Source organism: Marinomonas atlantica (assembly GCF_001639725.1).
Lineage (GTDB): Bacteria > Pseudomonadota > Gammaproteobacteria > Pseudomonadales > Marinomonadaceae > Marinomonas > Marinomonas atlantica.
On the sequence record NZ_LTAW01000001.1, the window covers coordinates 351,716 to 367,255 of the forward strand.

Consider the following 15,540-nt stretch of genomic DNA (forward strand, 5'->3'; position numbering starts at 1 on the left):
TTAAGCGCTGGCAATCAATTGGCGAAAGGCGTTGCTAATCAATGCCTTTTTCACACTCGTATGGGCAACAGGTTGGTCAAACCAGAAGCTCAGCGACTGATCGTAGCCAATACCATGCATGTAGTTGTAAAGCGCCTTGCGAAGTCCGTTGCCCAGCATGTCGTGGTCGACATCGGTTGGGTCAAAGAAGTCCACATCATTTTCGGCAAACTGCGTTTCAGGGCGCTCTGCTAAGGTGATGCCATAGTCTTCTGGGTTGATGCCGATAGGACTGTGAATGGTCGCTGCAAAACGGTGCCAGTACGCCGATTGGAAGCAGCCTTGAGACATCATCTGGCGCACCATTTCAAGAGCGTCAACGGTTTCTTGCTCGGTTTGCGTTGGGAAACCGTACATGAGATAGGCATGCACTAAGATGCCCGCATCGCTGAAACCCTTGGTAACGCGCGCGACTTGCTCGACGCTGACGCCTTTTTTCATCAGCTTGAGTAGGCGGTCTGAAGCGACCTCCAAACCGCCGCTGACGGCGATACATCCTGAGTCGGCTAGAAGCTGGCACTTTTCTGGTGAAAAGGTTTTTTCAAAGCGAATGTTGCCCCACCAGCTAATCACCACACCGCGTTCAATCAAGCGCTCGGCCATGGCAAACAGGGCTTTCGGCGGGGCGGCTTCGTCGACGAAGTGAAAGCCCGTTTGACCGGTTTCTTCGATCAGTTGTTCAATTCGATCCACTAGAATATCGGCGCCGGCGTAGTCGTAGCGCTCGATGTAATCGAGGCTCACATCACAGAAACTGCATTTCTTCCAATAACAACCGTGGGCAATGGTCAGTTTGTTCCAGCGACCATCGCTCCAAATACGGTGCATTGGGTTGAGCATCTCACACAGCGCTAAATACTCGCTTAAGGGGAGGCCATCGTAGATCGGCGCGCCGACGTCAGTCTGGGGGATGTCGTGTAGGGTTTTGTTGTCATTGAAATAGACAAACGGCTCGCCGTCTTGGTCTTGCGCTAAGAAATAGGTGCGTACTAAGTCGTCGACGTCGCGCTCACCGTCAAAGTACTCGAGCAAGGTCAAAAATGGGCGCTCGCCATCATCGACACAAATAAAATCGACGAACTCAAAGACCCGCGTGTCTTTCAGGGCGCGCAGTTCGGTATTGATAAAACCACCGCCCATGACGATCGGGATATCTGGAGCAAGCTCTTTACAGGTTTGTGCGATGCGCAGCGCGCCGAGCATATTGCCGGGAAACGGCACCGTCAGGGCGACGACGCTGGGCTGCGTCTCTTCCAGATACACTTCTATCAGTTGTTCTAAGATTTCGGAGCTGAATGTCGATTCAGACATCAGGGTGTTGTATAGATCGTCAAAGCTTGGGTTCGCCGCCGCTAAGCGTTCGCCGTAACGACTGACCTCAAAATAGGGGTCAACGCCTTGGGTGATCACCGCCGATAGGTCATTGATAAACAAAGTCGCCAAGTACTTGGCTTTGTCTTGTACCCCTAAGTCGCCAAAGGCTTTTTTTAGCACATCGCCAGACACGGCTTCCATTTGTTCAATCACATCGAACGCTGGCCCTTCCGGTAGAAAGCGACGCGTATTAATGCGCATGGCAAGACTGGGGTCTTTGCCTTGTAAGAAGCGAATCGCAGGTTCGACACACAGGCGATAGCGGTCGAATTCGGCTAAAAAGGTATATATGGCCTCCGGCAGTTCATCGTCATCAAACTCGGCGAAATTATCGTCTACATGCTGGCGCATGATGTCTAAGCCCGGCTGAGTCATCATCTCCAAAAAAAGCTCAATAGCAGGGTCCCGCTGTACCGCCTCGTATCCTTGAGAACGCAAAAAGCCCGTTAAATACGCCGTCGCGGGATAGGGCGTGTTTAACTGAGTCATCGGAGGAGTCATTAGAAGAACGGTCATGGTTTACCTTGTCATGCAGAGCATAGAAAATAGGGTGCTATTTTAGCATTAACGGGTTGAATATACTGTCCAGTTTTTTTTGTCTTTTCTGTGCCAAGCCAGTTCTATAACAAGCGTTAATATGACAGACTGCCTAAGTTGTTTTTGACCACTGAAATCATAAGAAACTTGTCTTATAAAGAAGCGATTTCATGTCTCTTTTCAGGCAGGATGATAAGGAATTTGAGCTATGAATAAGTTTTCAATGAGAGCAAAATTTACGATATTGACCACCTCAATTATTATTGTATTTTTAGCGGCTCTTATCGTCATTAAGTCTAAAAGTACCGATTTGGCAGATAGTTTTCACCGTTTCTACAGTGAAAATCACTCCGTTTCAGTTAGCTTAGAACGTATCAAAGAAACCCAAGTGGACATTGTGTTAAATGTTAGAGGGCTACAAATTGGATATTTGCTGTCGCTAGAAAATCAGATTCCTCCTTATTTAAAAACCATCAATGATGCGTATGCCAAAACGCCTGCGCAATTTGAGGACTTAAAAACAGGCTACTCTGGAGATGCGCAAGCGCTAAAAGCGTTAAACGTGTTGGTTAAAGATTTCCAAGCCAAAACCAAAACGTTTGTATCAACAATGCAAACTACGCCAGATCACAAAGCGCCTTTCCCTGTATTCTCAGCGTTCATGAATTCTTATACGGCGTTGATGGATGAGTTTGAGAGCTTTTCAGAAGCCAATAATAGTGCAGTAGCCGCGGCTAAAAGTGACACCGAAAGCTTAATCTCAGAAATTGAATGGAGCTTTTGGGGGGCGATTGTAATAACGCTAATTGTATCGCTTTCGTTGAGCTATGCTATTTCTGGCAGCATCGTAAAACGTATTCAAAATGTTAGAGCCGCCGCTCAAGAAATGGCAAAAGGTCATTTGAATAAACCTGTAGAAGTGAGCGGCGATGATGAAATTGCAGATTTAGGGCGTGCAATTAATGCCTCAACTGAGCATTTACGTTCTGTGATCACGAATATATTGGGCGCAGTAGACGCTGTTAATCAAAACAGTCTAGGTGTACTGCAAGCTAATAAAGAGGCGGGTAAACGTTCGGTTGATATTATGGAGAACACCGAGCTTGTGGTCGTGGCGCTAGAGCAAATGTCAGCGAGTAACCGCAGTATTTCTGAGAATACGCAAGATTCTTCTGACGCCGCAAATGGCATACGCAGTGTTGCACAAAACAGTCTTACTACTGCTGATAAAACGCTTTCTGAAACAGATAATTTGGTGGCAACGTTAAATGAAACCAATGTGGCGGTGACAGAGCTACGCAGTGAAACCAATAATATTGAAACCATTCTAGGCGTTATTCGCGGCATTTCAGAGCAGACTAACTTGCTGGCTTTGAATGCGGCCATCGAAGCGGCGCGTGCAGGTGAAACCGGTCGTGGATTCGCAGTCGTTGCAGACGAAGTTCGCGCGTTAGCTCAACGTTCTCAAGACAGTGTGAATGAAATTGAAGCTTTGTTATCTAAATTGAATCAAGCGAGCCAGCGAGCAGTAAGTCAAATGGATAACAGTTTGACGCTAGTGGACAGTTCGCGCAAACATGTGTCTGAAACCAATGATTTAACCCGTAACATTCTGGAGCGTATTGAACGTATTTCTGAGCAAGCTAATCAAATTGCATCTTCTGTCTCTGAGCAGATTGCAGTAACGGATGATATCAACCAAAAAATGCACTCGGTGCGTGATTTGACGCATCGTAATGCGGAAGAAGGCAAAAGCTCCGGTCAGAATGTGATGGACAGCAGCACCGATGTGAAGAAACAACTAGAGTTCTTTAAGATATAAAAACACCAACGGAGAGTAGATATGTTCAGTCATGTGATGCTTGGTACAAATGATATAGAAAAGTCGAAAGCGTTTTACGATGCGGTTTTATCAGTATTAGGCTACAAAGAAGGTTTCTATGATCAGAAAGGCCGTTGTATTTATCTCAACGATGAGTCAGTGTTTTTGCTGACTAAACCCATTGACGGCGAACCTGCTACACACGGCAATGGCATGACCATTGGTTTCAAAGCTAGCAGTACTGACTTAGTCGATGCTTGGCATAAAGCAGGTGTCGCCAGTGGTGGTGAACCCATTGAGAATCCACCTGGTGCACGTCAAGTTGGCGACCAAGAGCTTTACCTTGCCTATCTAAGAGATCCTGCGGGTAATAAAATCTGTGCAATGCATAAGGTGCCAGGCTAATTAGTTCAACACTTGATGTAATGAAAAGAGGGCTAATCTAAGCCCTCTTTTCATTACAGGAAGTTTGTTCGCTTGTTACAGAACTTGTATGACTTGATGCGATGCTAGGCGGGATTTTGGCAGTGGTGCATTGTAGTCATTTTCATCACAGCGATAACCCATGGCCAGTGCAACATCACAGCGATAACCACGCAGTTCATCTGCGAACAATTCACTTAGCATCTCATGATCAACGCCTTCCATGGGAGTAGAGTCAATGCCTAAGCGCGCTAAAGTATGCAGCGTGTTGCCCAGCGCTAAATACGTTTGAGCTTTGGTCCACGTTTCCGTATTACCTTCAGCGTTTGTATTCAGCTCAGCAAAGGCGAACGCTCCGAAGGCTGCTTCACGATTCGCCTCAGGAGTCCGACCAGCCTCAATATCTTGCTCAATGACTTTTGCGTAGTCATCTCGTGTGTAATGGGTTTTATGCGCAAATAGCACAATATGGGATGCCGCTTTAACGTGTTTCTGATTGAATTGAAACTTATTAACAAATGAGTCGTGTAAACGCTGCTTAGCAGCATCGCTTTCAATCACAATAAATTTCCATGGCTGAGAATTAATGGACGAAGCAGATAGACGTAATGCTTCATAAATAACTGTCAGATCTGCTACTGGTATGCGTTTTTTCGCATCGTAGAGTTTTGTGGTATAGCGTTTCGATAAATCAGAAATAATAGGGTGGTTCATAGCGAGCCTCAATAATTCAGTGTTCTGGCAAGATAGATGCTTTGAAAGTGAGGCTATGCTAAGGAATTCACTTGATTATAAAAATAGGCTAATAGTTGAAATTTTATCAAAAATAAATTGATAATAAATTTCTGGCACACATTGGGTATAAACGTCCATGCAAATCCAAGATTTAGAAGTAGTCTTAAAAGTCGCAGAGCTTGGCAGCATTACGGCTGCGGCAAAGCAGCTAGACATGCAAACGGCTACTGCCAGCGCGGCCGTAAAGCGTGTCGAAGCCTATATAGGGGCCGAATTATTTATTCGTACGACACGTCAGCTGCGTCTTTCTAATGTTGGAGAGCGGTATATTCCGCAATGCCAACAAGCTTTGATGGGGCTAGATCTAGCGAGGCAAGCGGTACATCAAGAGCAAGGTATTATAAGTGGTGAGGTCCGTGTCGCAGTGTCATCAGATTTAGGCCGTAACCTAGTTATGCCTTGGATTGATGATTTTCTTGAAGCGCACCCAAAAGTGTCAGTTCGTGCGCATTTGAGTGATAGTAATATCGACTTTTATCGGGATGCGTTGGATATCGCAGTGCGCTATGGCGCACCGCCTGATTCCAGTCTATATGGCTTTAAAATTTGTGATGTACCACGTGTTTTGTGTGCTAGCCCAGAGTATCTGAAGCGACACGTTCAACCGCAAACACCGAGTGAATTGAAGCACCATAATGGCTTGTTTTACCAACTGCAGAATATCTTGAATGACACATGGCAATTTTATGATGAGCAAGGCATATACAAGGTAAAACCGAACTCAAATCGTTCGGCAAACGATGGCGAGTTAGTTCGGCGCTGGTGCGTTGCCGGTAAAGGTATTGCTGTCAAATCGAGCTTGGATATCGCGGATGACTTGTTAACAGGCAAGCTGATTCCGGTGATGCAAAACTATCAAATAACAATGGGGGAGCTTTGGCTTATATACCCAAGCCGCCAAACGATCACTCCCACCATTCGTTTATTGCGAGATATGTTTCGTGAGCGAACCCACGCACTGCTGTCTGCATTGATAGAACGTGGGTTATTGTCAAAAGAGGCTTTGTAATAGCTATTTACACTGGTAGACGCGTCACCAGTAGCTGTTCAACACGAACTCCATCTAAATCCAGTACTTCAAATTTATAGTTCTCATGGATAAATGAATCTGTACGTTTGGGTAGGCGTTTCAATTTATAAATAACAAAACCAGCAATGGTTTCGTATTGATTACGGTCGGGAAACTCATCAATCTCAAGGCTTCGCATGACATCAATAATCGGGGTCAAGCCCTCGATTAACCATGAGGCGGCGTCGCGTTGAACGATTTGTTCAGCATATTGTGGTGTGATCAAGTCGCCCATGAAACTGCTGAGTAAATCTTTTACGGTGACTAAGCCTACTACGGTACCGTATTCGTTGACCACAACGGCAAACGGTTGCGGTGCGATTTTAAAGGCATTAAGTGCTTCCGAAAGGGTCAAGGTTTCGGGCAAATAGAACAAATCTTTTTCAACTTGAGACGGCAGAATAGAGGCTTTCTCACCTTTTAACACCATACGCAAAATTTCTTTCGATTCGATCACTCCGAGTATTTTGTCGAGATTGCCATCACACACTAAAAAATCGTTATGAGGATGCTCGATGATCTTCTGACTAATGTCTTCACTGCTTTCATTGGCATCGAAATAAATAATTTGATCACGGGGCGTCATAGCGCTGCCGATGGTCAAAGTGTCCAGTTCAAACACATTACCGATCAGCTGGTACTCTTGTTTTTGCAAGCTGCCATCTTCGGCGCCTGCGTCCATCATCGCGACGATATCTTCAGTGGTGACTAATTCCTCTTGCTTCGTTGGTAAGTTCAACAAGCGTAAAACTGCATTGGTGAATCCATTAAAGAAAAAGACCAATGGCATTAATAGAAACGTTATCCAGCGCATCGGTGTGACCACTCGTATTGCAACGGCTTCAGGCATGATGATGGCCAAGCGTTTGGGTAACAAATCTGCAAAAAGAATAAACAACGAGGTGAGTGTTAAGAATGAAAGAGTAAAGCTGATTTGGTCGAGTAATGGCCCTTGATAAACCATTATTACCAACTCTTTCATATAGGGCGTTAGAGCTTGCTCACCCACAATGCCGCCAAGAATTGATATGGCATTCAGAGCAATCTGAATCATGGCAAAAAAAGCACCAGGGTTTTGCTGTAACGCGAGCACTGCTTGCGCTTTTTCGTTGCCGTCCTCAATCATCACTCGCAGCTTAATTTTACGTGCTGCCGCCATACCGATTTCAGACATGGCGAAGAGCGCGCCAAATATAACTAACAGACCAATACCAAAGAAATCACCCATTACGGCCCCTCACTTGCACGATGTTAAACCGTGCTTGGGGCAGTGCTTTGAGACGGCACTGGTGTCCATTGACGGCGTTTTCATTATGAAAACTCGCGCATTATAGAAGTAAATTGCGGCTGTGCAATGCTTATTTTATAACCAAGTAAGAAACGTTTTAAGGCGCTTGGAGTGCATGAGTGAGTGAACACTTAATTTAAAATAGCGGATAAATGTTGTGCGCTTAATTGATCCATTTGACGTTCTATCCAAGATACGCGCTCGCGAAGCGGGTAGCTAAGACTATTAGGGTTGCGGGTTCGAGGACTTGGTAATAGAACAGCAAGTCGAGCGGCTTGGCGTGGCGTAATGTTCCGTGCAGAGCGACCAAAGTAATGTTGACTCGCTGCTTCTACGCCATAAATACCTTGACCAAATTCAGCGATGTTCAAATACACTTCTAAGATACGCTGTTTACCCCAAATAGCTTCTAAGCCAAGTGCTAAACCGGCTTCCAGCCCTTTACGAATCAGACTGCGACCAGGCCATAGAAAAACATTTTTTGCCGTTTGTTGGGTGATCGTGCTGGCACCGCGTAAACTTTCGCCATCGCCGTAATCATGTAAAGCATCGCTGATGGCTTTGACATCGACACCAAAGTGATTGGGGAAGCGTTGATCTTCAGATGCGACCACCGCTAAAGGCAGGTATGTTGGCAATTCATCAATCGGTACCCATTTTTGAGTCACTGGATAAGGACTTTGCAACATGAAAGCGGTCGTTGGCAGAGGAGCAAAGCGAAACAGCAGTAATACCAGCATCAGTAATAGCAAGACTTTCCAAAGAATGGACCAAATCCAACGAATCACACCACGTTTACGTTTTGCCATTTCATCCTCGGTAAAAGAAAGTAGCCACCTATTTATTGACATCATAACAAGTTTTGGCTGTGCACAATGTTGAAGCGTTTGCGACGGCCAGTACCCTTAAATGAATAAGAGTTGTTAGTAATTGAATGAGTGTAAATCATCATTGTTGTTATGGTGTAGACACGATAACAACAAAAAAGGAAAAATGGATGTCGGTTGAGCAGAACAAGACTGGGGCTAATTCGTTTTGGCCAGTGTTAGGCATGGCGCTTGTGTCAGCATTGATCGCCGCTGTTGGAACTTTATTTTTACCTTCTATACAAGCGGCGATGCTAGGAATATTAGTTCTATGTGCAGCGTTGTGGGCGACTTCCTACGTACCAGAATACTGGCCTGCCGTGGCGCTGTTTGGATTGATTACCGTAACGCAGATTGCTCCCGGCAGTGTTGTATTATCAGGGTTTACTTCATCTACATTCTGGTTATTGTTCAGCGGTATGGTCTTTGGCGCTGCGATCCAGTTCACGGGGCTGAATCATAAAGTCGCGCGCTTGTTGATTCAGATATTAGGACGGCGTTATCGCAGAGTCATCACTCGTACCGTTATGTTCGGCTTGTTTTTGGCGTTTTTGATTCCGTCAGGGATTGGGCGAGTAGTGTTATTGATCCCTATAGTAATCGCTATTGCTGATCAGCTAGGTTATCAAGAAGGCTCAAAAGGGCGTTACGGTATTTTGCTGGCGGCCGCTTTTGGTACCTTTCTGCCATCGTTTTCTATTTTGCCCGCCAATGCCCCTAATATGCTGTTATCGGGTATCAATGAAGCCTTGTACGGCAACACGTTGTCCTATTGGGATTATTTGGTGCTGCATTTTCCGGTGTTAGGGCTTGCCAAAGCGCTGGTCGTGATTGCAGTGATCTTGTGGTTGTTCCCAGCTCAAGACCCTAGTCATCCAGTGAAACAGCGTCAGTTAAACACGTCAGAGCCCATCTTCAACGCAAAAGAAAAGCAACTGTTACTGGTTTTGATTGCTTGCTTTTGCGCCTGGTTTACCGACAGCTTACATCATATTTCTCCCGGTTGGATTGGGTTGGTAGCGTGTTCGGTATTGCTCTGGCCAAACGGTGGCTTTACCAGTAAGCAATGTTTGAGTAAGGATTTGAACTATGGGCCGTTATTTTTTGCCGCTGGGATCATTGGTCTTGGTGCGACCATTGCGTTCACGGGATTAGGCGATTCCATGGTGAATGCTTTAACGCACATTGCGCCGTTTAAAGAAGGCACTCATGTTCTGAATTTAGCCTTGGTAACCGCCATATCATTAATGGTAGGAATCATCGCAAATTTATCGAGTATTCCAGCGATCATCACGCCCTTGGCAGCGGATTTAGCCGACATTACCGGGCTGTCGAGTGACGCCATCGTTATGTCAGAAGTGATGGCTTTTTCCACCGTATTATTACCGTATCAAGCCCCTCCTCTGATTACGGCCATGGCGCTTGGTAAGCTACCACTGAGCATCGTGAGTAAAGTCTGCTTAATTACCTTTGCGATCACATTGTTTGTATTGCTACCGCTTAATATCCTATGGTGGCAAATCGTTGGCATGCTGTGACCGTATATGTTTCGTTTACAGTGGTTTTTGACGGTAAAACTGACACAGCAAGCGGTAGACGTCGGGTAAATGGCTGGCTAAGGCTTGAGGGTCTTCAAAAAAGGTTTCGCTACAGACGGCAAAGAACTCGGCAGGATTGGTGAGGGCGTATTCATCTAAAGGTAAAGACGCATGGTGTTGCCAGCGTTGTTCAAGTTGCTGCCATGCCGCGGTAAACACATCATGCCATTCACCGGCTTTCATTCCCAAATGCATTGGCGGAGCGCCATTGGCACCGTCGCGCAGCATATCGAGCTTGTGAGCAAACTCATGAATCACTACGTTGCTGGCATGGCCATGGCGTCTATGGGCGCCGCTAGCACAAACTGATGCCCACGATAAAATCACTGGGCCGCGCAACCAAGCTTCGCCACTGAGCCCCGGCGCTTGGTTATGAACGATACCATCGTCACTGATATAGGGTCGATTGGGGATGAAATCCCCTTGATAGAGGATCACTGTTTGCCAGTGATCGTACCAATTTAAACCAAGGTTAAGGATTGGCACACAGGCCATGGTGGCAACGCGTAAACACATCTCATCTGTGATGTCCGCATCGCCGCCTGGGGTGATGGTTTTATGAACTAAAAAGCGCAATGTGAGTTGGTAAAGCTCGTCGCGTTCGTCCCCTTGATAACGAGAGAGCACTGGCCATTCTGCATTAGCAGCTTCCCATTGTTCTCGGGTGACGGGCAGCTGTTTGATCTTACGGTCTTCCCACCAGTGCGTGATTGTATCGAACATATTAACACCTAGTTTCATTGCAGTTGTCAGGCGATGAGCTTGTTAACCCTATAATAGTTCTCGTCTTGTTACGATGGCGGATAAAAGGAAAAGCCCCGCATATTAGGTGAGGCTGTTGTTGAATCAATTTGTATAAGGATGATAATGCGTCTTCAATTTGGTTGGAAAATGACCATGACAGCCCCCGCGAATTGAGATAACGTCTGAGTGGAAAAAGTAACGACTTTCGACAATATACTGATTAAAAATAACAAAGGACTCGCTATGAAATTTGAATCTCTAGCCCTTCACCATGGCTATACCTCAGAAGCAACCACCAAAGCTGCCGCTGTACCAATTTATCAAACCACGTCCTACACATTTGACGATACGCAGCACGGCGCAGATCTGTTTGATCTGAAAGTGGCTGGTAATATTTACACACGTATCATGAACCCAACGAACGCCGTTCTAGAAGAACGTGTTGCCGCACTAGAAGGTGGTATTGGCGCGCTAGCGGTCGCTTCAGGTATGGCAGCGATTACTTATGCGATTCAATGTATCGCCGAAGCAGGGGACAACATCCTGAGTACGAGCCAGTTGTATGGCGGTACGTACAACCTTTTTGCGCATACTTTCCCAAAGCAAGGAATTGAAGTTCGCATGATCTCTCACGATGACTATGCGGGGTTTGAAGCGGCAATTGATGACAAAACAAAGGCCATTTTCTGTGAGTCGATTGGTAACCCTGCGGGGAATGTTGTCGATATTGAGCGTTTAGTTGCCGTGGCACACAAACATGGCATCCCCGTGATTGTCGACAACACTGTCGCGACGCCTTATTTATGTCGTCCATTTGAACTTGGCGCTGACATTGTGGTGCATTCCCTCACAAAATATATGGGTGGCCACGGTACCAGTGTGGGTGGTGTGATTGTCGACTCAGGCAAGTTTGATTGGAAAGCAAACAGTCAACGTTTCCCAGCATTAAATGAACCAGATCCGTCCTACCATGGTGTTGTCTACACCGAAGCTCTGGGTGAAGCCGCTTATATTGGTCGTTGTCGTGTGGTGCCATTACGCAATACTGGCGCGGCCTTGTCTCCCCAAAATGCTTTCTTGATTTTACAAGGCATTGAAACGCTCGGTTTGCGTATGGAACGTCATTGTGAAAATGCTGAAAAAGCCGCCGCTTTTTTGCAGCAGCATGAAAAAGTAAGCTGGGTAAACTACGCAGCGTTACCGGATAGCCCTTACTATGAAACGTGTCAGAAAATTACTCGCGGTAAAGCGTCAGGTATCATCAGCTTTGGTATCAAAGGTGGACGTGAGGCCGGTGGTCGTTTCATCGATGCGTTGCAAATGATCTTGCGACTGGTAAACATTGGCGATGCGAAATCGCTTGCCTGTCATCCGGCCTCGACGACACACCGTCAATTGAATGCTGAAGAGCTTAAAAAAGCCGGTGCTAGTGAAGACATGGTGCGCTTGTCGATTGGCATTGAGCACATTGATGACATCATTGCAGATATCCGCCAAGCGCTTGATGCCGCTTAAACACTCTATTTCTTTATGTGCATGAAAAAACGAGTGGCTCTCAATGATTTGAGAGGCACTCGTTTCTTGTTTAAGCACTAGTCAGACGACTGAACTAGGTCTCCGACAACGTGAGACACATGTTCTGCGCCTTTCAGAATTTCATCGATAATGCCCGATGCTTCGCGGATATTTTCTGAGCTGGTCTGCACCTGAGCGTTCACTTTAATCATGCTGTCTTTGGCTTTGGCTACAAGCTGAGTGTTTTTGTTCACCATGTCGTTAATTTCATCCGTTGACTTGCTGGTTCGAGCCGCAAGAGTACGTACTTCATCAGCAACGACGGCAAAGCCGCGTCCATGTTCACCTGCACGCGCTGCTTCAATCGCAGCATTTAAAGCAAGTAAGTTAGTTTGATCGGCAATCGAGCCAATGGTATCAACAATCTTAGAAATCTCTGCTGATTGATGATTAAGGTCTTCAATCAAGTTACTAGAGGTTTTTACATCTTCGACGATGCTTTCTGAATTCGTCACCGTATCTTTCAGGATGGTTGCACCGCGCTCTGACACTTGAGCGGTTTCAACCGAGGTGCTGTGTGCGACTTCGGCTGCCCGCTGAATAGAGAGCTGCTTATTGACTCGCTCGGTAATGTCCGTCGCGACTTTAACAACTTTAGTAACTTTGTACTCATTGTTCCAAACAGGGTTATAAGTAGCTTCAATCCAAACGATATCGCCATTTTTACGCTGACGTTTAAACAATCCAGATTTGACTTCGCCTTGTGATAGCTCTTTCCAAAAGTTTGGGTTTTCTTGGTAGAACTCATCAAAACAAAACTCTTTATGATGCTTACCAGGAAGCTCTTTTTCACTACTGTAACCCAGTGCATGGGCAAAGTTTGCGTTCGCTTGAACGACTGTGCCATTTGGGGTGAATTCGATGACGGCATTGGATTTGTCTATAGCATCAATTAATGAACCACGCGCTAAATTTCGCTCATAAACTTCTGTAATATCTGCTGCGATCTTAAAGACTTTGATGACTTTATTATCCGAGAAAATCGGAAAGTAGGTTGCTTCAATCCAAAGGTCACTACCATCTTTGCGACGTCGAAGAAATTTACCTGAATGACTTTCGCCGCGTGCGAGGGTTGACCAAAAAGAAGCGTAGTCTTTTGCATTTGTCACGGTAGAAGGGCACAGAGTACGGTGATGTTTACCTTTGATTTCGTCTAAGGAGTATCCGATTGCCGATAAGAATAATGGGTTGGCATCCTCGATTTCCCCATCAGGCGAAAACGTAATTACGGGGCAGAACTTCTTCATAGACTCTATAATATCGGTACTGATATCTAAGCTATTGATACCCCCTTTTTCGTTTTCTTTTTTTGTCTTAAAAAACATACAGATACTCCCTTATAAACGTCAGTTTTAATACTAAAAAACCGCTTCACTTTAATAACATACATTAGAGAATCGGATAGTAGTTACGGCTCTTTGAAGGGGAGGACTGCGATCAAATTTTAACTGCACGGCAATGTAATATCGATGGTGTCCGCCAAGTTTCATTACTTAGCATATTAGCAGAGCATTGCGGATTAAACAGGCTGAGTGTTTTAAGTTGCAATGTATTGTAAGTCAGATGTTACGGAGTGTTAGAAGGTGGCGACATCTTCGATGACTAAAACGCTCTCCTGATTGAGCTATAACAAAAGTCTTTTGATAGGAACCACTTTAGGCTTTTTTACAGAATGATCGAGACATACCTACGCGTCCAAGACGTCACGACATGAATCCTGTAGTATGCGCCCACTAACGGCTTAGACTTTCTAAAACCTGTGTATCACCTGATAGAAACGCAATAAGGATATCGACCAATGGCCGATTTTAAAACCCATGTTACTGTGGCTGCTGCGCTCAGTGCACCGTTAGCCGCGAGTGCTTTTATAATGGGCTTTGCGACAACCAATGAAGCGATTTTTTATGCCTTGGCTGGCACGCTCGGCGGTTTACTACCTGATATTGATGCTGATGAATCTATTGCCATCCGGATAGTGTTTAGATTATTTGGCGCATTAATAGCAGGTCTAATGATTGCTTCAACGATGGATCAACTGTTGCCTTGGCAAGTGCTTGGTGTGGCGATAGTGGGTTATCTTGTGGTGCGCTTTCCAGTACGTTGGCTATTTGAGAAGCTTACGGTTCATCGAGGGGCGTTACACAGTGTCTTAGCGAATCTCTTTTTCGTTGCGGTGATCGTGCCCATCGCCTATCACTTGTTTGAGTTAGATGCAAAGACGACATGGGGCATTGGGGCCTTCGTTTTTTTAGGCGCGACCATCCATTTAATACTGGATGAAATGTACAGTATCGAACTGTCAGGTATGCGCATCAAACGCTCATTTGGCACAGCGCTAAAGTTGACTGATTGGAGCGAGCCACTGGCAACACTGGCCTTGGTTTTAGGGTGTGTTGTAGGCTATTGGCTTAGCCCCGATACTAATGATTGGCAGTTAGCCCTTAGTTGGATACCCGATCCGGTACACTTAGTAGAATGGTTAGCTCAAGGGATGAATGGGCTGCAAGAATTAATTCAGAAAACGAGCGCTAGATTACTGAATGCTTGAGCAGGCGGCTTGAATGATGGGTTCGAATGCACGATTTTTTAAGTAAGTAAAATAGACAGGTACAGCTGATTTGACGGTCATAATCAGCTCGACCTCTCCCTTTAGGCGAGCTTCTTGTGCAACATCTTGATGTAACAAACCAACACCTACACCACCCGATATCAGCGTCCGTAGCACTTTTTCATCGTCCACACGTATTAGTTGCTTAGGCGTGCTGCCTTGTTGTTGAAACAGAGCTTCCGCCAGTTTACCGCAGCAGGTCGAAGGGCTTGGTATCACCCATGTTTGTTGTGCCAAGTAACACCAATCTTGTTGTTTGGAATGGTCAAGCAGTCCTGCTGGTGCGACTAGGTCTACGCCGAATTGAGTCACTTGAATAACGTTTTGCTCTGGACGGGGGATGTCGCCTTCATTGTAAAACGCCACATCAAAGCGGCCGTTAATAAGCCCAGCTTGAATATCTAGTGACGGCGCATTCAGGATATCCATCTGAATATCGGGGTAGTGTTCGCTTAAGCGACTGACCAGAGTGCCTAAGGCTTGAGAGCTGGTATTGGCCGCCACACCAATGATGAGTTTTCCGCTGAGGCTGTTTTTGATTTGCTTAGCTTCGTCCAAAAAGCGCTGGTGTGCTTGAAGGGTATGTTGTGCTTTAGGCAACAAACGCGTCCCGTCTTCCGTAAGCGTCATTCCGCTTGGCGTTCTTTCAAACAGAGAAACGCCTAATATCTCTTCCATCGCTTTAATATGTGCGCTGACCGCGGGTTGGCTTAGAAAAAGCAGCTCGGAGGCACGTCGAATGCTGCCTTCATTGGCTACGGAGGCAAAACTTTTAAGTTGATGAATGTCCATATGCTTTCCT

General features: G+C 45.8%; 13 protein-coding genes. 6 read left to right on the forward strand and 7 right to left on the reverse strand.

Features of this window, described 5'->3' with window-relative positions; genetic code table 11:
• A complete protein-coding gene (locus AYW75_RS01625; RefSeq protein WP_067094424.1) occupies positions 1-1,929 on the reverse strand; it encodes a B12-binding domain-containing radical SAM protein in 1,929 nt (642 codons plus the stop codon).
• Between the two features lie 229 nt (positions 1,930-2,158).
• Between AYW75_RS01625 and AYW75_RS01630 the strand changes: the two genes are divergently transcribed.
• Positions 2,159-3,772, forward strand: coding sequence for a methyl-accepting chemotaxis protein (locus AYW75_RS01630; protein ID WP_067094427.1), 1,614 nt, complete (start codon positions 2,159-2,161; stop codon positions 3,770-3,772).
• A 21-nt stretch (positions 3,773-3,793) separates the two neighbouring features.
• Positions 3,794-4,177, forward strand: coding sequence for a VOC family protein (locus AYW75_RS01635; protein ID WP_067094430.1), 384 nt, complete (start codon positions 3,794-3,796; stop codon positions 4,175-4,177).
• A gap of 75 nt (positions 4,178-4,252) precedes the next feature.
• On the opposite strand, the gene AYW75_RS01640 is transcribed toward AYW75_RS01635, so the two are convergent.
• Positions 4,253-4,909, reverse strand: coding sequence for a nitroreductase family protein (locus tag AYW75_RS01640; protein WP_067094433.1), 657 nt, complete (start codon positions 4,907-4,909; stop codon positions 4,253-4,255).
• 157 nt (positions 4,910-5,066) lie between these two features.
• On the opposite strand from AYW75_RS01640, the gene AYW75_RS01645 reads away from it, so the two are divergent.
• Positions 5,067-5,999, forward strand: a complete 933-nt coding sequence (locus AYW75_RS01645; RefSeq protein WP_067094436.1) for a LysR family transcriptional regulator — start codon at positions 5,067-5,069, stop codon at positions 5,997-5,999.
• 7 nt (positions 6,000-6,006) lie between these two features.
• On the opposite strand, the gene AYW75_RS01650 is transcribed toward AYW75_RS01645, so the two are convergent.
• Together AYW75_RS01650 and mtgA are read right to left on the reverse strand one after the other, a co-directional pair.
• Complete coding sequence (locus AYW75_RS01650; protein ID WP_067094438.1) at positions 6,007-7,287, reverse strand: hemolysin family protein; 1,281 nt, start codon at positions 7,285-7,287, stop codon at positions 6,007-6,009.
• A gap of 191 nt (positions 7,288-7,478) precedes the next feature.
• Positions 7,479-8,156, reverse strand: a complete 678-nt coding sequence (gene mtgA / locus AYW75_RS01655; protein ID WP_067033243.1) for a monofunctional biosynthetic peptidoglycan transglycosylase — start codon at positions 8,154-8,156, stop codon at positions 7,479-7,481.
• A gap of 188 nt (positions 8,157-8,344) precedes the next feature.
• On the opposite strand from mtgA, the gene AYW75_RS01660 reads away from it, so the two are divergent.
• A complete protein-coding gene (locus tag AYW75_RS01660; RefSeq protein WP_067094441.1) occupies positions 8,345-9,751 on the forward strand; it encodes an SLC13 family permease in 1,407 nt (468 codons plus the stop codon).
• A 15-nt stretch (positions 9,752-9,766) separates the two neighbouring features.
• Here AYW75_RS01660 and AYW75_RS01665 read toward each other — a convergent pair whose 3' ends face one another.
• The gene (locus AYW75_RS01665) at positions 9,767-10,534 is read right to left on the reverse strand and encodes a M90 family metallopeptidase (protein ID WP_067094444.1); all 768 of its coding nucleotides are present in this window, start codon (positions 10,532-10,534) and stop codon (positions 9,767-9,769) included.
• A gap of 264 nt (positions 10,535-10,798) precedes the next feature.
• Between AYW75_RS01665 and AYW75_RS01670 the strand changes: the two genes are divergently transcribed.
• Entirely contained in the window at positions 10,799-12,070 is a 1,272-nt protein-coding gene (locus tag AYW75_RS01670) for an O-acetylhomoserine aminocarboxypropyltransferase/cysteine synthase family protein (RefSeq protein ID WP_067094447.1), read from the forward strand.
• A gap of 77 nt (positions 12,071-12,147) precedes the next feature.
• Here the strand turns inward: AYW75_RS01670 and AYW75_RS19095 are convergent, their stop codons facing one another.
• Entirely contained in the window at positions 12,148-13,455 is a 1,308-nt protein-coding gene (locus AYW75_RS19095; protein ID WP_067094450.1) for a methyl-accepting chemotaxis protein, read from the reverse strand.
• Between the two features lie 473 nt (positions 13,456-13,928).
• On the opposite strand from AYW75_RS19095, the gene AYW75_RS01680 reads away from it, so the two are divergent.
• Positions 13,929-14,678 carry a metal-dependent hydrolase gene (locus AYW75_RS01680; protein ID WP_067094453.1) on the forward strand — a complete coding sequence of 250 codons (750 nt, stop codon included), beginning with the start codon at positions 13,929-13,931 and terminating at the stop codon, positions 14,676-14,678.
• Here the strand turns inward: AYW75_RS01680 and AYW75_RS01685 are convergent.
• Positions 14,664-15,530, reverse strand: a complete 867-nt coding sequence (locus tag AYW75_RS01685) for a LysR family transcriptional regulator (protein ID WP_067094456.1) — start codon at positions 15,528-15,530, stop codon at positions 14,664-14,666. The genes AYW75_RS01680 and AYW75_RS01685 overlap by 15 nt on opposite strands.
• Positions 15,531-15,540 lie beyond the last annotated feature (10 nt).

Excerpts from the sequence above, each read along its gene's own strand:
- AYW75_RS01670 (WP_067094447.1), top strand. The coding sequence starts at position 10,799 with ATGAAATTTGAATCTCTAGCCCTTCACCATGGCTATACCTCAGAAGCA.
- AYW75_RS01630 (WP_067094427.1), top strand. The coding sequence starts at position 2,159 with ATGAATAAGTTTTCAATGAGAGCAAAATTTACGATATTGACCACCTCA.
- AYW75_RS01660 (WP_067094441.1), top strand. The coding sequence starts at position 8,345 with ATGTCGGTTGAGCAGAACAAGACTGGGGCTAATTCGTTTTGGCCAGTG.
- AYW75_RS01625 (WP_067094424.1), bottom strand. The coding sequence starts at position 1,929 with ATGACCGTTCTTCTAATGACTCCTCCGATGACTCAGTTAAACACGCCC.
- AYW75_RS01640 (WP_067094433.1), bottom strand. The coding sequence starts at position 4,909 with ATGAACCACCCTATTATTTCTGATTTATCGAAACGCTATACCACAAAA.
- AYW75_RS01645 (WP_067094436.1), top strand. The coding sequence starts at position 5,067 with ATGCAAATCCAAGATTTAGAAGTAGTCTTAAAAGTCGCAGAGCTTGGC.
- AYW75_RS01685 (WP_067094456.1), bottom strand. The coding sequence starts at position 15,530 with ATGGACATTCATCAACTTAAAAGTTTTGCCTCCGTAGCCAATGAAGGC.
- AYW75_RS01650 (WP_067094438.1), bottom strand. The coding sequence starts at position 7,287 with ATGGGTGATTTCTTTGGTATTGGTCTGTTAGTTATATTTGGCGCGCTC.
- AYW75_RS01665 (WP_067094444.1), bottom strand. The coding sequence starts at position 10,534 with ATGTTCGATACAATCACGCACTGGTGGGAAGACCGTAAGATCAAACAG.
- AYW75_RS19095 (WP_067094450.1), bottom strand. The coding sequence starts at position 13,455 with ATGTTTTTTAAGACAAAAAAAGAAAACGAAAAAGGGGGTATCAATAGC.
- mtgA (WP_067033243.1), bottom strand. The coding sequence starts at position 8,156 with ATGGCAAAACGTAAACGTGGTGTGATTCGTTGGATTTGGTCCATTCTT.
- AYW75_RS01680 (WP_067094453.1), top strand. The coding sequence starts at position 13,929 with ATGGCCGATTTTAAAACCCATGTTACTGTGGCTGCTGCGCTCAGTGCA.
- AYW75_RS01635 (WP_067094430.1), top strand. The coding sequence starts at position 3,794 with ATGTTCAGTCATGTGATGCTTGGTACAAATGATATAGAAAAGTCGAAA.